The 687-nt window shown below is 67.8% G+C and carries 1 protein-coding gene; it reads left to right on the top strand.

Annotated elements, in window-relative coordinates:
• A partial coding sequence (locus B8W69_RS29540; RefSeq protein WP_133058064.1) for an AMP-binding protein occupies positions 1-687 on the top strand: 687 nt, incomplete at both ends.

Here is a 687-nt window from a genome sequence, read left to right on the forward strand (position 1 = left end):
ATTGCTTACCTGATTTACACCTCGGGCACGACCGGGGTGCCCAAGGGGGTTGCGGTCACCCACCGCAACCTGACCCATGTGGGGGACTCGCAGCCCTTAGATCTGCCGGCGGCGCAGGTGTGGACGCAGTGCCATTCCTATGCTTTCGACTTCTCGGTGTGGGAGATCTGGGCGGCACTGCTCGGAGGTGGCCGGCTGGTGGTCGTGCCCGACGAGGTGGTCGGCTCCCCGGATGATTTCCACGCCCTGCTGGTCCGTGAACGGGTCAATGTGCTCACCCAAACCCCGTCGGCGGTGGCCGCACTGTGCCCGGAGGGGTTGGAGTCGGTGGCGTTGCTGCTCGGCGGTGAGGCGTGCCCGGCCGAGGTGGTTGATGCGTGGGCGCCAGGCCGGGTGGTGATCAACGCCTATGGCCCCACCGAGGCCACGGTGTACGCATCGTTGAGTGCGCCGCTGTCGGTCGGGGCCGGCGTGGTACCGATCGGTGCGCCGGTGTCGACAGCGGCGTTGTTTGTCCTCGACGAGTGGTTGCGTGCGGTGCCGGTCGGTGTGGTCGGCGAGTTGTATGTGGCCGGTCGCGGCGTGGCGTGCGGGTATGTGGGCCGGGCTGCGTTGACCGGGTCGCGGTTTGTGGCATGCCCGTTTGGGGAGTCTGGGGCGCGGATGTATCGCACCGGGGATCTGGTG

The organism is Mycolicibacterium vulneris (assembly GCF_002104765.1).
Lineage (GTDB): Bacteria > Actinomycetota > Actinomycetes > Mycobacteriales > Mycobacteriaceae > Mycobacterium > Mycobacterium vulneris.